Raw genomic sequence first — 19,651 nt, forward strand, 5'->3', positions numbered from 1 at the left:
CATCCCCTGGTCCTATACGGCTCGCATGTTCTCCCGCCCCCGGAACCAGCCGGGGGACACGGCGGACGTACCGCCCCGAACGCGGACGTCTCCGCCCTACGGACGACTCCGCTCGCCCGGCGCCGAGGCCGTCGAGCCGCGGACCACCAGCTCCGGCATGAACACGAACTCGCTGTGCGGGGCCGGCGTACCGCCGATCTCCTCCAGCAGGGTGCGCACCGCGGCCTGCCCCATCGCGGGGACCGGCTTGCGGACCGTCGTCAGGGGCGGGTCGGTGAAGGCGATCAGGGGGGAGTCGTCGAATCCGACGACGGAGATGTCGTGGGGGACGGACAGGTCGCGCTGGCGGGCCGCCCTTATCGCGCCGAGGGCCATCATGTCGCTGGCGCAGACCACCGCCGTGCAGTCGCGGTCGATGAGCGCCAGGGTGGCGGCCTGGCCGCCCTCCAGGGTGTAGAGGGAGTGCTGGACCAGCTCCTGCTCGACCGTCTCCGCGCTCAGCCCGAGGGTCTCCTGCATGGCGCGGACGAAGCCCTCGATCTTGCGCTGCACCGGGACGAAGCGCTTCGGGCCGAGGGCCAGGCCGATCCGGGTGTGGCCGAGGGAGGCGAGGTGGGTGACCGCCAGCGCCATCGCCGCCCGGTCGTCGGGGGAGATGAACGGCGCCTGCACCTTGGGGGAGAAGCCGTCGACGAGGACGAAGGGGACGCCCTGCGCGCGCAGCTGCTCGTAGCGCTGCATGTCGGCGGTGGTGTCCGCGTGCAGGCCGGAGACGTAGATGATGCCGGCGACCCCGCGGTCCACCAGCATCTCGGTCAGTTCGTCCTCGGTGGAGCCGCCCGGGGTCTGGGTGGCGAGCACCGGGGTGTAGCCCTGGCGGGTCAGCGCCTGACCGATGACCTGGGCCAGGGCCGGGAATATGGGGTTCTCCAGCTCGGGCGTGATCAGGCCGACCAGGCCGGCGCTGCGCTGGCGCAGGCGGACGGGGCGCTCGTACCCCAGGACGTCCAGAGCGGCGAGCACGGACTGGCGGGTGGTGGCGGCGACGCCGGGCTTCCCGTTGAGGACGCGGCTGACGGTCGCTTCGCTCACCCCCGCCTGCGCGGCGATGTCGGCAAGCCGTGTGGTCACAGGGTTGGACTGTACCGGCCAGGTGTCCCCTTGCACACCAAACGACCGCCGCGGGCGACCTGTCGGACGGCCCCGGCCGGGCTGCTGCGTCATCGCGCTCCCTCGTGAAAGTGATGGCAAGAGCTTGCAGAGTCTTGCACAACGCGCCCCTGACCGCTCCACCGTTGAAAACAAGCGTCTCATGACGGTCGCCGAGAGGTCACGCCCGAATAACTTCGGAGATCTCTTGCCCTTCTTTTCTGCAAGGTCTTTCGCAACGCTTACATCGCTGTTACGTTCTGGACGCCCGACGGCGGCAATGGCGCGGTCGGCAAGTCGACAGGGGCGGCGGACGGGGCCGCTCCCTGGGCTACCCGGGCTTTCACCCTCAAGGAGAACTCAATGCGGCGTGGCATAGCGGCCACCGCGCTGGTGGCGTCCCTCGCCCTCGCGGCGACGGCCTGCGGCGGAAGTGACGACAGCGGCGACTCGGCCGACGGTCCGGTCACCATCACCTGGTGGGACACCTCCAACGCCACCAATGAGGCGCCGACGTACCAGGCCTTGGTCAAGGAGTTCGAGGCCGCCAACAAGGACGTCAAGGTCAAGTACGTCAACGTCCCCTTCGACCAGGCGCAGAACAAGTTCGACACCGCCGCCGGTTCCAAGGGCGCCCCCGACGTGCTGCGCTCCGAGGTCGGCTGGACCCCCGCCTTCGCCAAGAAGGGCTTCTTCCTGCCGCTGGACGGCACCGAGGCCCTCGCCGAGCAGGACAAGTTCAAGCCGAACCTGATCGAGCAGGCGAAGTACGAGGGCAAGACGTACGGCGTGCCGTTCGTCACCGACACCCTCGCGCTCGTCTACAACAAGGCGCTCTTCGCCAAGGCCGGCATCACCGAGGCGCCCAAGACCTGGGACGACCTGAAGAAGGCCGCCGCCACGATCAAGGACAAGACCGGCGTCGACGGCTACTGGGGCTCCACCCAGGCCTACTACGCCCAGTCCTTCCTCTACGGCGAGGGCACCGACACCGTCGACGCCGACGCCAAGAAGATCACCGTCAACGCGGCGGCGGCGAAGAAGGCGTACGGCACCTGGCTCGGCCTCTTCGACGGCAAGGGCCTGCACAAGGCGGACACCACCGCGGACGCCTACGCCCACATCCAGGACGCGTTCGTCAACGGCAAGGTCGCGGCCATCATCCAGGGCCCGTGGGAGATCACGAACTTCTACAAGGGTTCGGCCTTCACGGACAAGGCCAACCTGGGCATCGCCACCGTCCCGGCCGGCTCCACCGGCAAGGCGGGCGCCCCGACCGGCGGTCACAACCTCTCGGTCTACGCCGGCTCGGACGCCGCCCACCAGAAGGCCGCGCTGAAGTTCGTCAACTTCATGGCCTCCGCGAAGTCCCAGGCGGCCATCGCGCAGAAGAACTCCACGCTGCCGACGCGCGACGACGCCTACACCGCCGAGGTCAAGGCCGACCCGGGCATCGCCGGCTACCAGACCGTGCTGTCCGCCGCCCAGCCGCGCCCGGCGCTGCCGGAGTACAGCTCCCTGTGGGGCCCGCTGGACGACGAACTGCCCAAGATCGCGGGCGGCAAGGTCACCCTCGACAAGGGCCTGAGCGCCGCCGAGACCTCCATCGCCAAGCTGGTGCCGGACTTCAGCAAGTGAGCCCCGCGTGGCCGCCGGATCACCCCGAGCACGGGGGAGTGATCCGGCGGCCACCGGCCTGTGCCCCAGCCCGCCCCTGATCTTCGAATTTCCAGAAGGTGTCGAACCATGACAGTCGCCATCGACCGCGCGACCGGCAAGCGCCGCGGTGACGCGCCGCGCCCCGGGCTGGGTCAGCGCCTGAAGCACGGTTACCAGAAGCACTGGTACGCCTACGTCATGATCATCCCCGTGGTGGTCGTCCTCGGCGTCCTCGTGCTGTACCCCCTCGGGTACGGCATGTACCTCACCCTCACCGACGCCAACAGCCTCAACACGGCCCGCACGATCGGCGTCAACGAGATCGAGGCCACCTACAAGTTCATCGGCCTGGACAACTACGCCGACATCCTGTGGGGCGAGACCGCCTACGACCGCTTCTGGTCGCACTTCCTCTGGACGATCGTCTGGACGGCGGCCTGTGTCGCCCTGCACTACACCATCGGTCTCGGCCTCGCCCTCCTGCTCGACCAGAAGCTGCGCGGACGCACCTTCTACCGGCTGATCCTGGTCCTGCCCTGGGCCGTGCCGACCTTCGTCACCGTCTTCGGCTGGCGGTTCATGCTCGCCGACGGCGGCATCATCAACTCCGCCCTGGAGAGCGTGCACCTGCCGGCGCCGCTGTGGCTGGAGGACAGCTTCTGGCAGCGGTTCGCCGCGATCATGGTCAACACCTGGTGCGGCGTGCCGTTCATGATGGTCTCCCTGCTCGGCGGCCTGCAGTCCATCGACTCCTCGCTCTACGAGGCGGCCGAGATGGACGGCGCCAATGCCTGGCAGCGGTTCCGCTACGTCACCCTGCCCGGCCTGCGCTCGGTCAGCTCGACCGTCGTCCTCCTCGGCATCATCTGGACCTTCAACCAGTTCGCCGTGATCTTCCTGCTGTTCGGCACCACCGCGCCGGACGCCCAGATCCTCGTCACCTGGGCGTACTACCTCGGCTTCGGACAGCAGCCGCGTGATTTCGCCCAGTCGGCGGCCTACGGCATCCTGCTGCTGGCCATCCTGATCGTCTTCACCTCGTTCTACCGCCGCTGGCTGAACCGCAACGAGCAGCAGCTCGCGATCTGAGGCAGGAGTTCCCATGAGCACCACCACCGTCGAGACCTCCTCCGACGTGACCGAGCCGCCCGCGGCCGCCCCCGGCAAGCGCCGGGGACGCGAGCAGCGCGGCGTCGCCGCCTCGCTCGCCTCGCACGGCGTGCTGACCGTCGCCTCGCTGATCGCGCTCTTCCCGATCGCCTGGCTGGTCTACCTCTCGCTCGGCCCGGACAAGGACGACTACCTCCACCCCGGGCGCATCTGGTCGAAGATGACCTTCGACAACTACGCGTTCGTCCTCCAGGAGACGAACTTCTTCGACTGGCTGAAGAGCTCGCTGATCGTGTCGCTGGGCACCACGGTGATCGGCGTGCTGATCGCCGCCACCACCGGCTACGCGGTCTCCCGCATGCGCTTCCCCGGCTACCGCAAGTTCATGTGGGTGCTGCTGGTGACCCAGATGTTCCCGGTCGCCGTGCTGATGGTGCCGATGTACCAGATCCTGTCGGACCTCCAGCTCATCGACACCTACCTCGGTCTGATCCTGGTCTACTGCTCGACCGCGGTGCCGTACTGCGCCTGGCTGCTCAAGGGCTACTTCGACACCATCCCGTTCGAGATCGACGAGGCCGGCCGGGTCGACGGGCTGACGCCCTTCGGCACCTTCGCGCGGCTGATCCTGCCGCTCGCCAAGCCGGGCCTCGCGGTGGCCGCGTTCTACAGCTTCATCACGGCCTTCGGCGAGGTCGCCTTCGCCACCACGTTCCTGCTGGACGACGAGAAGTACACCCTCGCCGTCGGACTCCAGAGCTTCGTCAGCGAGCACGACGCACAGCGCAACCTGATGGCCGCCACCGCGGTGCTGATCGCGATACCGGTCTCCGCGTTCTTCTACCTCGTGCAGAAGAACCTGGTGACCGGCCTGACCGCGGGCGGCACGAAGGGGTGACCCCGCGCCGGGAGAGCGGTCGTGCGACCGCCGGCCGCACACCCGCGGCCGCTCCCGCGCGGCGCCGGACCACGCGGCGAGAGCCGCGGACCGGCGACCCCGCGCCCCCCTCGGGGGGCCGTGCCCACCGAAGACCCGAGGCGGCCGCGGTCACCATCCGACCCCGCTGTGACCGCGGCCGCCTCGTCAGCCACCGCCGTACCTCCGCCCGAACCCGATGACTCCGCTCCCCTTCCCGGCCTCGCCCGGACGGGGGACCCCACCGCATCAAGGAAGCCATGAGCCAGCAGCACTCCGCCGCCCCGGCCCCGACCACCCGGCCCGTCCCGGCCGTCGCCACCGTCGCGCAGCGCGGCGACTGGTGGCGGGACGCGGTCATCTACCAGGTGTACCCGCGCAGTTTCGCCGACAGCAACGGCGACGGCATGGGCGACCTGGAGGGCGTACGCTCCCGCCTCCCGTACCTGCGCGACCTCGGCGTGGACGCGGTGTGGCTGAGCCCGTTCTACGCCTCGCCGCAGGCCGACGCCGGCTACGACGTCGCCGACTACCGTGCCGTCGACCCGATGTTCGGCAACCTCCTGGACGCCGACGCCCTGATCCGCGACGCCCACGGACTGGGCCTGAGGATCATCGTCGACCTGGTCCCCAACCACTCCTCCGACCAGCACGATTGGTTCAAGCGGGCGCTCGCCGAGGGCCCCGGCTCCGCGCTGCGCGACCGCTACCACTTCCGCCCCGGCAAGGGCGCGGACGGTGAACTGCCGCCCAACGACTGGGAGTCCATCTTCGGCGGCCCGGCCTGGACCCGGGTGACCGAACCCGACGGCACGCCCGGCGAGTGGTACCTGCACCTCTTCGCGCCCGAACAGCCCGACTTCAACTGGGAACACCCGGCCGTCGGCGACGAGTTCCGCTCCATCCTGCGGTTCTGGCTCGACATGGGTGTCGACGGCTTCCGCATCGACGTGGCGCACGGCCTGGTGAAGGCGGAGGGCCTGCCCGACCTGGGTTCCCACGACCAGCTCAAGCTGCTGGGCAACGATGTCATGCCGTTCTTCGACCAGGACGGCGTGCACGAGGTCTACCGGCAGTGGCGCCTGGTGCTGGACGAGTATGCCGGAAACCCATGGGGGCCCGAAGGGCCTTCCTCGCAAGGGCGGGGGCGGGAGACGGGCGGGCGCATCTTCGTCGCCGAGGCGTGGACCCCGACCGTCGAGCGGACCGCCAACTACGTCCGCCCCGACGAACTGCACCAGGCCTTCAACTTCCAGTACCTGGCGACCGAGTGGGACGCCAAGGAGCTGCGCCAGGTCGTCGACCGCACCCTGGAGGCCATGCGTCCGGTCGGTGCCCCGGCCACCTGGGTGCTCTCCAACCACGACGTCACCCGGCATGCCACCCGCTTCGCCAACCCGCCCGGTCTCGGCACCCAGATCCGTACGGCGGGCGACCGCGCCCTCGGCCTCAGGCGCGCCCGCGCGGCCAGCCTGCTGATGCTGGCGCTGCCCGGCTCGGCGTACGTCTACCAGGGCGAGGAACTGGGGCTGCCGGACGTCGTCGACCTGCCCGACGAGGTCCGCCAGGACCCGGCGTACTTCCGGGGCGCAGGCCAGGACGGCTTCCGCGACGGCTGCCGGGTCCCGATCCCGTGGACCCGTGAGGGCTCGTCGTACGGCTTCGGCGGTGGCGGCAGCTGGCTGCCGCAGCCCGGGGGCTGGGGCGAGCTGAGCGTCGAGGCGCAGCAGGGCGTGCCCGGCTCGACGCTGGAGCTGTACCGCTCGGCGCTGGCGCTGCGCCGGTCCCGGCCGGACCTCGGCGCGGGCGACTCGGTGGAGTGGCTGCGCGCGCCCGAGGGCGTCCTGGCGTTCCGGCGCGGCGCGTTCGTGTGCGTCGCCAACACCACCGGCGAGCCGGTGACCACCCCGTCCTACGGCCGTGTCCTGCTCGCCAGCGGCGAGCTGACCGAGGCGGACGGCGGGACGGGGCTTCCGGCGGACACGACGGTGTGGTTCGCGACGGACTGACGGATCGCCACGGCCTGCCGGTTCGCCACCGCCCGCCGGTTCGGACCGGACCGATTCGGTCCGGTCCGGTCCGACGTGACCTGACGGCCCGGTCCGCCACGGCCTGACGGTCCCGCGAAACTTCTTGCATCAACTTCTCCCGGCCCGCTGCCTTTTCAGGCAGCGGGCCTTTAACATCTGCGTCACCGCAAGGTTGCTGGAATCTTTCAGCAAGAATCTTCAACAACCTTCAACGTCGAAGGAAACCCCACATGGCACGCAGAACCCTCTCCGGGGCGCTGGCCCTCTCGGCCGCCGCCCTTGTCATGACCCCGTCGTTGGCGCAGGCCTCCCCGCCCGGCACCAAGGACGTCACGGCCGTCCTCTTCGAGTGGAACTTCGCCTCCGTCGCCAAGGAGTGCACCACCGTCCTCGGCCCGGCCGGCTACGGATACGTGCAGGTCTCCCCGCCCGCCGAGCACATACAGGGCTCCCAGTGGTGGACGTCGTACCAGCCGGTCAGCTACAAGATCGCCGGACGTCTCGGCGACCGCGCGGCCTTCCAGAACATGGTGAACACCTGCCACGCGGCGGGCGTGAAGGTCGTCGTGGACTCCGTCGTCAACCACATGGCCGCGGGCGGCGGCACCGGTACCGGCGGCTCGTCGTACACGAAGTACAACTACCCCGGCCTGTACTCCTCGTACGACTTCGACGACTGCACCTCCCAGATCACCAACTACGGTGACCGCTGGAACGTCCAGCGCTGTGAACTGGTCGGCCTCGCCGACCTGGACACGAGCGAGGAGTACGTCCGCAAGACGATCGCCGGGTACCTGAACGACCTGCTCAGCCTCGGGGTCGACGGCTTCCGCATCGACGCGGCCAAGCACGTCGACGCAGCCGACCTCGCCGACATCAAGTCCCGGCTGACGAACCCGAACGCCTACTGGAAGCAGGAGGCCATCCACGGCAGCGGCGAGGCCGTCCAGCCCACCGAGTACACCGGCAACGGCGACGTCCAGGAGTTCCGGTACGCCTACGACCTCAAGCGGGTCTTCAACAACGAGAACCTCGCCTACCTGAAGAACTACGGCGAGGGCTGGGGCTACATGAGCAGCTCCGCCGCCGGCGTCTTCGTCGACAACCACGACACCGAGCGCAACGGCTCCACGCTCAACTACAAGGACGGCGCCACCTACACGCTGGCCAACGTCTTCATGCTGGCCTGGCCCTACGGCGCCCCGGACATCAACTCCGGTTACGAGTTCTCCGACACGGACGCCGGCCCGCCCGGCGGCGGCTCCGTGACCGCCTGCTGGCAGAACGGCTGGAAGTGCCAGCACGCCTGGCCCGAGATCCAGCGCATGGTCGCCTTCCGCAACGCCACCCGCGGCCAGTCGGTGACCAACTGGTGGGACAACGGAGGCGACGCGATCGCCTTCGGCCGGGGCTCCAAGGGCTACGTCGCGATCAACCACGAGAGCGGTTCCCTGACCCGGACCTACCAGACCTCGCTGCCCGCCGGGACGTACTGCAACGTGCAGAACAACACGACGGTGACGGTCAACTCCAGCGGCCAGTTCACCGCCACCCTGGGCGCGAACGCGGCGCTGGCCGTCTACGCGGGCAAGTCCAGCTGCTGACCGTCTGACGTGACCGCGTGACCTGACCGCGTGACAGCAAGGGTCGTGAAATTTCTTACCGAGTCTTTCACGACCCTTGCTGTAAGCCTTTCGCCGGGGTTACGGTCGCGCCGGCGCCCGGCGACGCAGCCGTCCCGTGGCGCAGGGGTCGGACCCAATGAGCCGTAATCGCAAGGAGTTCACACCTGTGACACCGAGATGGCCGGCGCCCGGGACGCGCCGCACCCACCGCGTCGGGCGGGTCGCCGCGGTCACCGCGGCAGCCCTCGCGGCAGCCCTCGTGCAGCCGCTCGCGGCCCGCGCCGCGACCCCGCCCCCGCCGCCCTCCGACGCGGCGCTGGCGAAGACCGCCGCCCGGCACGACCTCACCCGCGAGCAGTTCTACTTCGTCCTGCCGGACCGTTTCGCCAACGGCGACACCGCCAACGACAAGGGCGGCCTGACCGGTTCCCGTCTCGCCACCGGCTACGACCCCACCGACAAGGGCTTCTACCAGGGCGGCGACCTCAAGGGCCTGACCCAGCGCCTCGACTACATCAAGGGGCTCGGCACCACCGCCCTGTGGCTGGCTCCCCTCTTCAAGAACCAGCCCGTCCAGGGCACCGGCAAGGACGCCTCGGCCGGTTACCACGGCTACTGGATCACCGACTTCACCCAGGTCGACCCGCACTTCGGCACCAACGAGGACCTCGAGACCCTCATCGACAAGGCGCACGCCAAGGGGATGAAGGTCTTCTTCGACGTCATCACCAACCACACCGCCGACGTCGTCGACTACGAGGAGAAGTCCTACGGCTACCTCGCCAAGGGCGCCTTCCCGTACCTGACGAAGGACGGCGAGCCCTTCGACGACGCCGACCACGCCGGCACGAAGGACTTCCCCGAGGTCGACGCCGGCTCCTTCCCGCGCACCCCCACCGTGCCGCCGGCGAAGAAGGACCTCAAGGTCCCCTCCTGGCTCAACGACCCCACGATGTACCACAACCGGGGTGACTCGACCTTCGCCGGCGAGAGTTCGACGTACGGCGACTTCTCCGGCCTCGACGACCTGTGGACCGAGCGTCCCGAGGTGGTCCGGGGCATGGAGCGGATCTACCAGCGCTGGGTGCGGGACTTCGGCGTCGACGGCTTCCGCATCGACACCGTCAAGCACGTGAACATGGAGTTCTGGACGCGGTGGGCCACGGCCCTCGACGCCTACGCGGCGAAGCGGGGCCGCGACGACTTCTTCATGTTCGGCGAGGTCTACTCCGCCGACACCGCCGTCACCTCTCCGTACGTCACCCGGGGCCGCCTCGACGCCACCCTCGACTTCCCCTTCCAGGAGGCGGCCCGCCAGTACGCCTCCCAGGGCGGCAGCGCGAAGAAGCTCGCCTCCGTCTTCGGTGACGACTACCGGTACACCACCGACAAGGCCAACGCCTACGAGCAGGTCACCTTCCTCGGCAACCACGACATGGGCCGCTTCGGCACCTTCCTGAACCAGGACAACCCGAAGGCCACGGACGCCGAACTGCTCGCCAAGGACCGGCTCGCCAACGAGCTGATGTTCCTCAGCCGCGGCAACCCCGTCGTCTACTACGGCGACGAGCAGGGCTTCACCGGGGCCGGCGGCGACAAGGACGCCCGCCAGACGATGTTCGCCTCGAAGACCGCCGACTACCTCGACGACGACGAGATCGGCACCGACCGCACCCACGCCAGCGACGCCTACGACACCGGCGCCCCGCTCTACCGGCAGATCAGCACCCTCGCGGGGCTCCGCAAGGCCAATCCGGCCCTCACCGACGGAATCCAGACCGAGCGGTACGCGGCGGACGGGGCGGGCGTCTACGCCTTCTCCCGCACGGACGCGAAGACCGGCACCGAGTACGTCGTCGCCTTCAACAACGCGGGCGAGGCCAAGTCGGCGACCTTCGCGACCGGTTCGGCGGGCACGGCCTTCCGCGGGCTCTACGGCACCTCCGCGACCGTCACCTCCGACGCCGGCAAGAAGATCACCGTGACCGTCCCGGCGGGCTCGGCGATCGTCCTCAAGGCGGCCGGGAAGCCCGCCGCGCCGGCCACGAAGCCCACCGTCACCCTCCGGGCCCCGGCCGCCGGCGCCACCGGCACCGTCGAGCTGAGCGCCGACGTGGACGGCGGCGGACTCAACCGCGTCGTCTTCGCCGCCCAGGTGGGCAACGGGAAGTGGCGCACGCTCGGCTCCGCCGACCACGCCCCCTACAAGGTCACGCAGGTCATCGGCGAGGACGTGCCCCCCGGCACCGCCCTGCGCTACAAGGCCGTCGTGATCGACTCGGCCGGCCGCACGGCGAGCGCGACCGCCGCCTCCGCCACCGGCACCCCGCCCGCCCCCGAGATCCCCACCGCCTCCTCCCGCGACCACGCGGTCGTCCACTACAAGCGCACCGACGGCGACTACGCGGACTGGGGCCTGTACGCCTGGGGCGACCTCGCCGACGGCGAGTCCACGAACTGGCCCGACAGCCACCCCTTCACCGGCCGCGACGCGTACGGCGCCTTCGCCTACGTCAAGCTGAAGCCGGGGGCGTCCACCGTGGGCTTCCTCGTCATCGACGGACAGGGGAACAAGGACGTCTCCGCCGACCGCACGATCGACGTCACGAAGACCGGCGAGATCTGGATCGAGCAGGGCAAGGAGACCGTCCTCACCGAACGGCCCGCGTACCCGGCGCAGGACAAGAGCAAGGCCGTCCTGCACTACCACCGGGCCGACGGGAACCACGACGGCTGGGGCCTGCACACCTGGACGGGCGCCGCGAACCCCACCGAGTGGTCGAACCCGCTGAAGCCGGTACGGACCGACAGCTACGGCGCGGTCTTCGAGGTGCCGCTCACCGAGGGCGCCACCAGCCTCGGCTACATCGTCCACAAGGGCGACGAGAAGGACCTCCCCACCGACCGGTCACTGGACCTCACGGCCGACGGCCACGAGGTGTGGCTGCTCAGCGGCCAGGAGAAGCACCTCCTGCCGCAGCCGGCCGGCTCCGCCGCGGCCCTCGACCTCACCACCTCCAAGGCGGTCTGGATCGACCGGGACACCATCGCCTGGAACGGCTCCGACGCGGCCGCCTCCACCCAGCTGCTGTACTCGCGCACCGGCTCGATCACGGCGAAGGACGGCACGCTCACCGGCGCCGACCAGCGCTGGCTGCGGCTCGCGAAGAGCACCCTCACCGACGCCCAGAAGGCGAAGTTCCCGCACCTCAAGGACTACACCGCCTTCACCGTCGACCCCCGTGACCGCGACCGCGTCCGCGAGGCCCTGCGCGGCCAGCTCGTCGCCTCCCAGCGGGCGGTGAACGGCGCGGTCCTCGCCGCCACCGGAGTGCAGACCGCGGGCGTCCTCGACGACCTCCACGCGGGCGCGACCGGGGCCGACCTGGGTCCGACGTTCCGCGACGGCCGTCCCACCCTGGCCGTCTGGGCGCCCACCGCGCAGCAGGTCTCCCTGGAGATCGGCGGCTCCACCGTCCGGATGAAGCGCGACGACGCCACCGGCGTCTGGTCCGTGACCGGCCCGAAGTCCTGGAAGAACAAGCCGTACCGGTACGCGGTCACGGTGTGGGCGCCCGGCGTCCGCCAGGTCGTCACCAACAAGGTCACCGACCCCTACTCGGTCGCCCTGACCGCGGACTCCGCGCGCAGCCTGGTCGTCGACCTCGACGACAGGGCGCTCGCCCCCGAGGGCTGGTCGAAGCTGGCCAAGCCCGCGGCCGTCCCTCTGAAGGACGCCCAGATCCAGGAACTGCACGTCCGGGACTTCTCGGTGGCCGACCCGACCGCCGACGACCCCGGCACCTACCTCGCCTTCGCCGACAAGGACAGCGACGGCTCCGCGCACCTGCGGCAGCTGGCGAAGTCCGGCACGTCGTACGTGCACCTGCTGCCCGCCTTCGACATCGCCACCATCCCCGAGAAGAAGGCCGACCGGGCGACCCCCGACTGCGACCTCGCCTCCCACCCGGCCGACTCCGACAAGCAGCAGGAGTGCGTGGCGAAGACCGCCGCGAAGGACGCCTACAACTGGGGCTACGACCCCTTCCACTACACGGTTCCCGAGGGCTCCTACGCCACCGACCCGGACGGCACGGCCCGTACCGTGGAGTTCCGCAAGATGGTCAAGGCGCTGAACCAGGACGGCCTGCGGGTCGTCATGGACGTCGTCTACAACCACACCGCCGCGGCCGGCCAGGCCTCCACCAGCGTGCTCGACAAGGTGGTGCCCGGCTACTACCAGCGGCTGCTGGCCGACGGCTCGGTCGCCACCAGCACCTGCTGCGCCAACACCGCCACCGAGAACGCCATGATGGGCAAACTGGTCGTCGACTCCATCGTCACCTGGGCGAAGGAGTACAAGGTCGACGGCTTCCGCTTCGACCTCATGGGCCACCACCCCAAGGCCAACATCCTCGCGGTCCGCAAGGCCCTGGACGCGCTGACCCCCGCCAGGGACGGCGTCGACGGCAAGAAGATCATCCTCTACGGCGAGGGCTGGAACTTCGGCGAGGTCGCCGACGACGCCCGCTTCGTCCAGGCCACCCAGAAGAACATGGCCGGTACCGGCATCGCCACCTTCTCCGACCGCGCCCGCGACGCCGTCCGCGGCGGCGGCCCCTTCGACGAGGACCCGGGCGTGCAGGGCTTCGCCTCCGGCCTCTACACCGACCCCAACCCGAACGCCGCCAACGGCACCCCCGCCGAACAGAAGGCCCGCCTGCTGCACTACCAGGACCTCATCAAGGTCGGACTCAGCGGCAACCTCGCCGCCTACCGGTTCACCGACACCACCGGCAAGCAGGTCACCGGCGCGGCGGTCGACTACAACGGCGCCCCGGCCGGCTACGCGGCCGCCCCCGGCGACGCTCTCGCCTACGCCGACGCCCACGACAACGAGTCGCTGTTCGACGCCCTCGCCTTCAAGCTCCCGGCGGACACCTCCGCCGCCGAGCGGGCCCGCATGCAGGTCCTGGCGATGGCCACGGCAACCCTCTCGCAGGGCCCGGCGCTCTCCCAGGCCGGCACCGACCTGCTGCGCTCCAAGTCCCTGGACCGCAACTCCTACGACAGCGGCGACTGGTTCAACGCCATCCACTGGAACTGCGCCGACGGCAACGGATTCGCCCGCGGACTGCCCCCGGCCGCCGACAACGCCGCCAAGTGGCCGTACGCCAAACCCCTGCTGACCAGCATCGGCGTGGGCTGCGCCCAGATCACCGGCGCCTCCGCCGCCTACCAGGACCTGCAGAGGATCCGTACGACGGAGAAGGTGTTCTCCCTCGGCACGGCCGCACGCGTGCAGTCGGCGCTCTCCTTCCCGCTGTCCGGCGAGGACGAGACACCCGGCGTGATCACCATGCGACTCGGCGACCTGGTCGTCGTGTTCAACGCGACGCCCGACGCACAGGACCAGCGGGTCGACGCGCTCGCCGGGACCGGCTACCGCCTGCACCCGGTGCAGGCCGCCGGAGCCGACGGCACCGTCAAGGCCGCCGCCTACGCGGCGGGCACCGGCACCTTCACCGTTCCGGCACGGACCGTCGCCGTGTTCACCCGCACTCCCTGAAAACCGCACTGCCTTGGTGGAGCAGACCTCGAACCCGGGTCTGCTCCACCGGGGTGTCCGGTGGGCGACACGCCGGCTGCCGGCCCGCGGCCCGCCCCATAGGCTGACCCCCGTCGCCCACCACCGGGCCGTCCAGAAGGGGTGCCCATGCCGCAGATCACCGTCGACTACTCCGACCGGCTCGCCGACGACTTCGACCGGCCCGGCTTCGCCACCGCGCTGCACCGGGCCGTGGTCGAGATCGCGGCCGCCAAGCCGCCGGCCTGCAAGACGCGGTTCCGCCGCACCGAGGACGCCGTCGTCGGCCCCGACACCGGGGGCCACGCCATCGTGCACGTCCACATCGCCCTGCTGGCCGGCCGCACCGAGGAGACCAAGGCCAGGCTCACCGAGACGGTCCTGGAACTGCTCCGGCAGCACGTGAAGCCCGCGGCCGAAACGGTCCTGCACGCCTCCGCCGAGGTACGCGACCTCGACCCGTCGTACCGCAAGTACGAGGCCTAGGAAGCCGCAAGCACGAGGCCCGGGAAGCCGCCCCGGCCCGTCCTACGACGCCAGCGCGACCAGCCGGGTCAGCAGGTCGCCGAACGGGCCGTCGCCCGGTTCCCCGCTCAGGGCCGGACGCAGCAGGGCGCGCAGTTCCTCGTCGTAGGCGGCGGTGACGGCGGTGAGGGCGGCGAAGTCGCGCACGAGCTTGACCTCCAGCTCCTCGCGGGGGACGCGCCGCCCGTCCAGCCAGATCAGCGCGGTCGACTCGGCCAGCGAGATCCAGGACCGGACGATCAGTTCGAGCCGCGCGGGTGCCTCGGTGACTCCCAGATGCGACAGGATCTGCTCGTAGGCGGCCTGGCGCACGGAGTCGACGAGCGCGTTCGTGGTGGAGGAGCCGACCGCCGGGCCGCCGCGCATCAGGGCCGAGAAGCCGGGGCCGTGCGCGTCCACGAAGTCGAAGTACCGGCCCATCACCCGCAGCAGCCGGGCCCCCAGCGGCCCCTCGCGCGGCTCGGTGAACCGGCTCGCCAGGTCCTCCGAGGCCCGCTTCAACGCGGCCTCGTACAGGCTGAGTTTGCCGGGGAAGTAGTGATAGACGAGCGGCCGCGATATGCCCGCGGCCGCGGCTATCTCGTCGATGGAGACCTCGTCGGGGGAGCGACGGGCGAACAGCTCGAGAGCGACGCCGATCAGCTGCTGCCGCCGCTCCTCCACGCCCATCCTGCGGCGAACCCCGGTAGTCATACGAACACCCTACCGATCGAATCCGGACGCGAACGGACGGGACCGGCCACGGTATTCGCACGGTGTTCCCCTCTGTCGGGCGCGGGCCGGCCGCTCAGCCCAGCCCGTCGATCGACCGCCCGCCCTCCAGCGTCCCCTCCAGCGCGGCCCGCGCGTCCTGCCGCGCCGGCACGGCCAGCAGGTTGCCCGCACCGGACCCGCTCACCCCGCCCGTAGCGCGCACCGACTCGGTGTCCTCGTCACCGGCGGCCAGGAGGTACCAGGTGCCCGGCTCGGACTTCCACAGCACCCCGGCCAGGACGTGCGGGTCACGCGGACCGCAGGCCGGCACGTCACCGGCCTGTGCCGTGACCGTCCCGAACAGGCCGCCCGGCGTGTGGAACTGGGCCAGCACCCGGCTTCCGGTGCCCCGCCAGGTGTCGGCGCGCGTGCACGCCCAGTCGGCCTGCCCGCCCGCGTCGGGCAGTTGCTGGCGCGCGTACGCCCAGGCGTTGACCGACCGCACGCCCCGCGCGCGCATCTCGCCCAGGGAGCAGGCGAACGGCGCCCAGGTGCGCAGCGCCTCCGCGCCCGTCGCCTCCTTCGGCGCGGTCGGCCGGCCCGCGGTCAGCCGGGCGGGCACCAGCTCACCGAGATCGCTCAGCAGGTACGAGCCGGAGGCGTCGCTCACCTGGAGCACGTTCCACGTGGTGCAGGCGCCGGAATGGGTGGCGGGGCTGGACAGCGGCGAGGTGATGCCCTCGGTCAGGGTCAGGTCCATCAGCCCGGCCCCCGGCTTCGACAGGTCCCGCTCGGCCGCCGCGGACACCCAGGGGGCCGTCAGGTAGCGGACGTTGCCGTCGGCCCGGTCCAGGACCACCGCCGCGGCCTCGGCGCCGGTCGCGCCGTCCACCCGCGCGAAGTCCAGCGCCGCGCCCGTCGTGCCGTCCTTCGGCTCCGCGTAGCGGGCGATGCGCAGACCGTCGTACAGGAGGACCACGCGGGCCGTGGCCGCGTCGCCCGCGTACAGCAGCTGGGGCGGGCCGGCCGGGCCGCCGGACGGGGTGCCGGGCGTCGACGAGACGCGGACCCGCTCGCCGGGGCGGGCCCAGACGGCGAGGGCACGGCGCAGCAGCGCGTCGTCGCCGGTGAGGTCGCCGCGCGCGGGCCAGACGGAGAAGTCGGTGCGCGCGGAGGTCTTCCAGGCGGCCGCGGGAACCTTCACCAACTGCCCTGGATCGAGGGCGGCTTCGGCCGCCGGGTTCTGCGCGTACGCCGGGGCGGCCGCACCGTCGGGCCCCCAGCCGTCACCGGGCAGCGCGACCAGTGCGCCGCACACGGCGAGCGCGGCCGCGGCGGCGAGCGCCGCCTTGGTGTGCTGGCGTCGCCGCAGCAGGTCGGTGGGGCGGGCCTGGAGGGCACAGGGGTCGAACTCGGGGGACGCGAGCAGCGCGTACCGTGCGGGGACGGTGTCGGCCTCCCGCAGCGCGGCACCCACGTCGTCGACGCCGGCTTCGGTCAGCACCTCGCGCACGTCGCCGTCGGGGAGCCTCTCCAGTCCGCGCAGGACGTAGGCGGCGCGGGCCGGGCCCGACATGGTGGACAGCCGCTGGTCCAGCGCGAGTTCATCGGCCCCGCCGGAGCGCGGGAAGAGCCGCAGTCCCCACACCCGGGGCAGCAGCGGCGGCAGTTGGGCGCGCCCGGGCCGGGCCCGGCGCCTCAGTGGCAGTCCCGCCTCCAGCGCCGCGCGGACGACGTGCAGGCGGACGTAGGCGTAGCCGGTGTCGCCGTCGCGGGCGCCGGACCGGGACGGGACGGCCGCGGCCGGGGTGCGGCGGCGGGGGAGGGCCCGCTGGACGAGGGCGTGGGCGGCGAGGACGCGCCTGCCGCGGCCGGGGCCGGGGGGCAGTACCAGATAGGCGAGCCGGACCAGACGGGGGTAGTGCTCGACGAGCGCGGCCTCGGCCTGCTCGACCTCGACGGTCCGGTCGGCGGGGGAACCGGGTGCGGGGCGCGGGGCGACATCCTGTGACTGCACGTCCAGCAGAACGAGCGAGCCGGGCGATGGTCACCGCCGGCCGGGCCGCTCCGGGACGGCTCCCCGGCTCCCGCGAGGTCCCCGGAGCTCCCCGCGGGTGTCTCCGGGACGCGGGTAGGTTGAGCGGACCGGGCGCGGGAGCCGTATCCAGGGCGAGGCTCTCGCAGGGAGGAACAGATGAAGGTGACCCGACCGATGCTCGTGGTGGCCGCTGCCGCCGCGGCGGCAGCGCTGGTGCTGACGGGCTGTGGTGCCGGTGAAGGCACGGAGAGCGGTGTGCCGGCGACCGCGACCGGCAGCCTGGAGCACCTGGCCGCCGAGGTGAAGTGCACGCCCGACATGCAGACGGACGCCGACGAACTCCGGCAGGCGATCTGCAAGAACGCCGACGGCAAGTTCATCCTGCTGACCTTCGCCACCGACCGCGGCCAGCGCGAGTGGATCAACGGGGCAAAGGACTACGGCGGCCACTACCTGGTCGGCCGCAAGTGGGTGGCCGTGGGCGAGGAGACCAGCACCGTCACGGCGCTGCGGGACACGCTCGGCGGCGACATCGAGGAGGGCACGGACCACTCCGCGCACGAGCCCTCGGCAGGCGCGACGCACTCGGGGCACTGAGTTCCCGGTCACGGGGGCGCGGACAGCGCGAGAGGCCGGCGGTGGGGATTCCCCACCGCCGGCCTCTTTGCGCGCGGTCAGGCCGCCGGCCGCTCAGCGGCCGGTCGGACCGTCGCTCACTTGCACCTCTTGCCGGTGTTGATGCAGTTGACCATCTTGTTCATCGTGTTCTGGGAGAAGAAGTTGATGAAGTCGTTGTGGTCGGTGATCGGCTTGTGCAGGTTCTCCGGGAAGCTGTCCACCGCGTACGGGTTCACGACCTGCCCGTTCTGGATCTTGGGCGCCGGGACGTTGTAGACCAGCCGGACCTGGAGCTGCGGGATCGCCTTGAAACCGTTCGCACAGGTGCCGTTCGCCTGCACGAACGCCACGTGCGTGCGGTGGTTGGCGCTGTCGATGTTCTGACCGTCCCAGCAGCTCTGGAAGTTGGTCGTGCGGACGACCTGGCTGCCCTGCGGGCAGATCGGGTACTTGTCCTCCAGCTGCACCTTGTTCTCGAAGCCGGTGCAGCTCCAGTTGACGTTGGCGTTGGCGTTGCCGTTGACGAAGGCCTTGGCGTCACCGGTGATGATGCGCAGCGCCGTCGGCATCGCGACGACCTTGCCCCGCTTGTTGCCGACGAACTTCAGCTGGGCCTGGGCCGGCTGGAGGATCTTGCCGACGTTGCCCTCCTTGCCGCCGCCGTCGTTGTTCTGGTCGAAGTCCTGCGAACCGTCCTGCAGGCGCAGCACCGGCCAGAAGTACGACGACTTGTCGCCCTGGTTCTGGCAGCTGGTCTCGGCCGCGGCCAGTTCCTGGTCGCTGGCGAACGCGTCGTTGTTCTGGTTGCCGACGTAGTCGTGCAGGTGGTGCGCGCCGTTGGTGACACCGGGGGCGACGATCACGTTGTCCGTGTTGTGGTTGTCGTTGCCGTTGGTGCCGCAGGAGGTGGTGAAGGTGCCGCGCGATCCGCCGTTGCCGTTCGCGGACAGGCCGTTGGCCCCCACGCCGAGCTGGGCGTTCCGCGGGGCCTTGGTGATGTCGACGAAGTCCGCCGCCGTCGGACCGTTGCCGCCCTGGCCGCCGTTGCCCTGCTGGCCGCCGTTCTGCTGGCCACCGTTGTTCTGGCCGCCGTTCTGCTGGCCACCGTTGTTCTGACCGCCGCCGTTGTTCTGACCGCCGTTCTGGCCGCCGCCGGCATTGGTCTGCGCGCCCTGCGTGGTGCAGGCGGCGAGCTGGCTCAGGTCCTGGACCTGACCGCCGGCGCGCTGGATGTTGATGCGGATGCGGTCGATCGTGGCGGCCCGCTTCTCCTTCAGGGGGCCGACGATCGCGTTCTGCACGAAGCCCGCGTCATTGGCCTGCGCCTGGCGGGTGGAGGCGAGCCGGGCGTAGGCCTCGGTGATCTGCTTGTCGAGGTTCGCCAGCTCCCTGTCGACCCCCGAACGCGCCCCGCCGGGCACGTTCGTCAGCTTCTGCCCCACATCGGGGCAGGAGACGGTGGCCACCTGCCCGGCAGCGGCCTTGGTCTGGTTCTGCGACGAGTTCTTCGACTCGTGCGCCGAAGCGTAGAAGTTCGCCCAGATCAGCCCGCCCCCACCGAGCGCTAGGGCCGCCGATGCTGCCACGGCCTTCGTGGCCATCGACGAACGGCGTTTACGTGTGTTGCGTCCCATGGAACTCCTCTGACTTCCTTGCGGGGCAGCATCGAGGCGCCCGACAGGAGTGAAGCGGCGCCTCTCC

General features: G+C 70.9%; 12 protein-coding genes. 8 read left to right on the forward strand and 4 right to left on the reverse strand.

The window, feature by feature from the left end; genetic code table 11:
- Positions 1–96: 96 nt before the first annotated feature.
- Complete coding sequence (locus tag ACGFQC_RS03820) at positions 97–1,131, reverse strand: LacI family DNA-binding transcriptional regulator (protein ID WP_363087103.1); 1,035 nt, start codon at positions 1,129–1,131, stop codon at positions 97–99.
- Positions 1,132–1,512: 381 nt separating this feature from the next.
- Here ACGFQC_RS03820 and ACGFQC_RS03825 point away from each other — a divergent pair, with 381 nt between their 5' ends.
- The 7 genes from ACGFQC_RS03825 (at position 1,513) to ACGFQC_RS03855 (ending at position 14,562) form a co-directional block, all read left to right on the forward strand.
- Entirely contained in the window at positions 1,513–2,787 is a 1,275-nt protein-coding gene (locus ACGFQC_RS03825) for an extracellular solute-binding protein (protein WP_363087104.1), read from the forward strand.
- A 108-nt stretch (positions 2,788–2,895) separates the two neighbouring features.
- Complete coding sequence (locus ACGFQC_RS03830) at positions 2,896–3,897, forward strand: sugar ABC transporter permease (RefSeq protein ID WP_363087105.1); 1,002 nt, start codon at positions 2,896–2,898, stop codon at positions 3,895–3,897.
- 13 nt (positions 3,898–3,910) lie between these two features.
- A complete protein-coding gene (locus tag ACGFQC_RS03835) occupies positions 3,911–4,816 on the forward strand; it encodes a sugar ABC transporter permease (protein WP_363087106.1) in 906 nt (301 codons plus the stop codon).
- A 278-nt stretch (positions 4,817–5,094) separates the two neighbouring features.
- A complete protein-coding gene (locus tag ACGFQC_RS03840; RefSeq protein WP_363087107.1) occupies positions 5,095–6,843 on the forward strand; it encodes a glycoside hydrolase family 13 protein in 1,749 nt (582 codons plus the stop codon).
- A 251-nt stretch (positions 6,844–7,094) separates the two neighbouring features.
- Complete coding sequence (locus ACGFQC_RS03845; protein ID WP_363087108.1) at positions 7,095–8,468, forward strand: alpha-amylase family protein; 1,374 nt, start codon at positions 7,095–7,097, stop codon at positions 8,466–8,468.
- A 187-nt stretch (positions 8,469–8,655) separates the two neighbouring features.
- Entirely contained in the window at positions 8,656–14,058 is a 5,403-nt protein-coding gene (gene pulA / locus ACGFQC_RS03850; RefSeq protein WP_363087109.1) for a pullulanase-type alpha-1,6-glucosidase, read from the forward strand.
- A 147-nt stretch (positions 14,059–14,205) separates the two neighbouring features.
- A complete protein-coding gene (locus ACGFQC_RS03855) occupies positions 14,206–14,562 on the forward strand; it encodes a 5-carboxymethyl-2-hydroxymuconate Delta-isomerase (protein ID WP_363087110.1) in 357 nt (118 codons plus the stop codon).
- A 42-nt stretch (positions 14,563–14,604) separates the two neighbouring features.
- Here ACGFQC_RS03855 and ACGFQC_RS03860 read toward each other — a convergent pair whose 3' ends face one another.
- Both ACGFQC_RS03860 and ACGFQC_RS03865 read right to left on the reverse strand, forming a co-directional pair.
- Entirely contained in the window at positions 14,605–15,294 is a 690-nt protein-coding gene (locus ACGFQC_RS03860) for a TetR/AcrR family transcriptional regulator (RefSeq protein ID WP_363087111.1), read from the reverse strand.
- Positions 15,295–15,388: 94 nt separating this feature from the next.
- Positions 15,389–17,311: a hypothetical protein gene (locus tag ACGFQC_RS03865; RefSeq protein ID WP_363087112.1), complete on the reverse strand. Its 1,923-nt coding sequence runs from the start codon at positions 17,309–17,311 to the stop codon at positions 15,389–15,391.
- A 177-nt stretch (positions 17,312–17,488) separates the two neighbouring features.
- On the opposite strand from ACGFQC_RS03865, the gene ACGFQC_RS03870 reads away from it, so the two are divergent.
- Positions 17,489–17,929 carry a hypothetical protein gene (locus ACGFQC_RS03870; protein WP_363087113.1) on the forward strand — a complete coding sequence of 147 codons (441 nt, stop codon included), beginning with the start codon at positions 17,489–17,491 and terminating at the stop codon, positions 17,927–17,929.
- 116 nt (positions 17,930–18,045) lie between these two features.
- Here the strand turns inward: ACGFQC_RS03870 and ACGFQC_RS03875 are convergent, their stop codons facing one another.
- Complete coding sequence (locus ACGFQC_RS03875; protein ID WP_363087114.1) at positions 18,046–19,584, reverse strand: DUF1996 domain-containing protein; 1,539 nt, start codon at positions 19,582–19,584, stop codon at positions 18,046–18,048.
- Positions 19,585–19,651: the final 67 nt, after the last annotated feature.

Source organism: Streptomyces sp. NPDC048734 (assembly GCF_043198675.1).
Classification (GTDB): domain Bacteria; phylum Actinomycetota; class Actinomycetes; order Streptomycetales; family Streptomycetaceae; genus Streptomyces.

Bases quoted from the DNA above. Each gene is read 5' to 3' on its own strand.
- ACGFQC_RS03875 (WP_363087114.1), bottom strand. From the start codon at position 19,584: ATGGGACGCAACACACGTAAACGCCGTTCGTCGATGGCCACGAAGGCC.
- ACGFQC_RS03860 (WP_363087111.1), bottom strand. From the start codon at position 15,294: ATGACTACCGGGGTTCGCCGCAGGATGGGCGTGGAGGAGCGGCGGCAG.
- ACGFQC_RS03855 (WP_363087110.1), top strand. From the start codon at position 14,206: ATGCCGCAGATCACCGTCGACTACTCCGACCGGCTCGCCGACGACTTC.
- ACGFQC_RS03845 (WP_363087108.1), top strand. From the start codon at position 7,095: ATGGCACGCAGAACCCTCTCCGGGGCGCTGGCCCTCTCGGCCGCCGCC.
- ACGFQC_RS03830 (WP_363087105.1), top strand. From the start codon at position 2,896: ATGACAGTCGCCATCGACCGCGCGACCGGCAAGCGCCGCGGTGACGCG.
- ACGFQC_RS03835 (WP_363087106.1), top strand. From the start codon at position 3,911: ATGAGCACCACCACCGTCGAGACCTCCTCCGACGTGACCGAGCCGCCC.
- ACGFQC_RS03870 (WP_363087113.1), top strand. From the start codon at position 17,489: ATGAAGGTGACCCGACCGATGCTCGTGGTGGCCGCTGCCGCCGCGGCG.
- ACGFQC_RS03840 (WP_363087107.1), top strand. From the start codon at position 5,095: ATGAGCCAGCAGCACTCCGCCGCCCCGGCCCCGACCACCCGGCCCGTC.
- ACGFQC_RS03825 (WP_363087104.1), top strand. From the start codon at position 1,513: ATGCGGCGTGGCATAGCGGCCACCGCGCTGGTGGCGTCCCTCGCCCTC.